Origin of the sequence: Paenibacillus sp. Dod16 (genome assembly GCF_049893405.1) — a bacterium.
Taxonomy (GTDB): Bacteria; Bacillota; Bacilli; order Paenibacillales; family Paenibacillaceae; genus Paenibacillus_AQ.
Genome location: NZ_JBNDYG010000116.1, coordinates 1 through 1475, shown reverse-complemented (window position 1 = coordinate 1475; position 1475 = coordinate 1). Strand labels below are relative to the sequence as shown.

Annotated in this window: 1 protein-coding gene; it reads left to right on the top strand. The window is 47.7% G+C overall.

The features are described 5' to 3' along the window. Window positions 1-29 precede the first annotated feature (29 nt). Window positions 30-1390 (top strand): IS1182 family transposase gene (locus tag ACPV3A_RS37625; RefSeq protein WP_426205001.1). Its coding sequence is split into 2 segments (ribosomal slippage): window positions 30-597 and window positions 597-1390, totalling 1362 coding nucleotides; the frame shifts between segments, so codons are not numbered across the junction. The last annotated feature ends 85 nt before the right edge of the window (window positions 1391-1475 follow it).

Sequence of the window (1475 nt, the reverse complement as noted above, 5' to 3'; positions counted from 1 at the left end):
TAAATAAACCGTTCGGAAGGGTGTTAAATATGTTGCGTTCTAACCGAGAAAAACAGCAGGCTTACGAGTTTGTTTCGATTGAAGAATTGGTTCCTCAAGATCATCTGCTTCGTAAAGTGGACAAGTATATCGATTTCTCTTTCATCGACGAAAAGGTTCGTCCGCTTTACTGTGCTGATAATGGGCGACCAGCCATCGATCCTGTCGTGTTATTTAAGATGATTTTCCTCGGTTATTTTTACGGTATTCGTTCGGAGCGTCAACTGGAACGCGAGATTCAGACGAATCTGGCATACCGTTGGTTTCTTGGTTTGGGATTGACCGACAACGTTCCAGACCATACCACCATTAGCTGGAACCGACGGACTCGTTTCAAAGACACCAATATCTTTCAAGATATCTTCGATGAGATTGTGCTGCAGGCAATCCAGCACCGCATGGTCGGCGGACGGGTCCTGGTTTCGGATTCCACGCATGTGAAGGCCAATGCGAACAAGCACCAGTACACCAAGCAGCAGGTTCTACAAAACACACGAGATTACATGGACGAACTTAATGGTGCGGTAGAAGCTGACCGGAAGGCGCATGGAAAAAAGCTTTAAAACCCAGAGAGGATGTGGTCGAGAAGAAAGAAATCAAAGTGAGTAAAACCGACCCGGATAGCGGCTATATGATTCGCGATGGTAAACCTGAAGGATTCTTTTATTTAGATCACCGGACCGTTGATTTGAAATACAATCTGATTACCGATGTCCACGTCACACCGGGAAACGTTCATGATTCTGTACCGTATTTGTCGCGATTGGATCGCCAACGAGAGCGATTTGGTTTTGAAGTTGAAGCCGTTGCCCTGGATTCAGGCTATTTAACAACCCCCATCTGCAAAGGATTGCAGGAACGGGGGATCTTTGGCGTGATTGCTCACCGGAGATTTCATCCGACCCAAGGCTTATTTCCGAAATGGAAGTTTACCTATGATGCCGAGCGCAACCGATATATTTGTCCGCTCCAGCATGAATTGTTGTACCGTACCACGAATCGAGAAGGATACCGACAATATGCCTCGGATCCGAAGCACTGCAAGACTTGTCCGATGCTGGAGCAATGTACCCGTTCACGGAATCACCGCAAGGTCGTCACGCGCCATGTCTGGGAAGACAGCAAGGAATGGGTGCGAAACAACCGGCTCAGTCGATCCGGCAAGTATTTATACCGAAAACGAAAAGAAACGATTGAGCGAAGCTTCGCGGACGCAAAAGAGCTCCACGGGTTTCGCTATTGTCGTTTGCGCGGGTTGCAGAACGTCAGGGAGCAAGCCCTGATGACAGCAGCCGTACAGAATATGAAGAAGATGGCGATCCACCTGGATCGCCTGGAAAACAGGGGGTAAACCCCATTCCCCCTTTTGAAGTGACCATTTGAAATGTGAGAAACCCTGTACTTTGAAAAAAGTACAGGGTTTCTCGACAATCTGA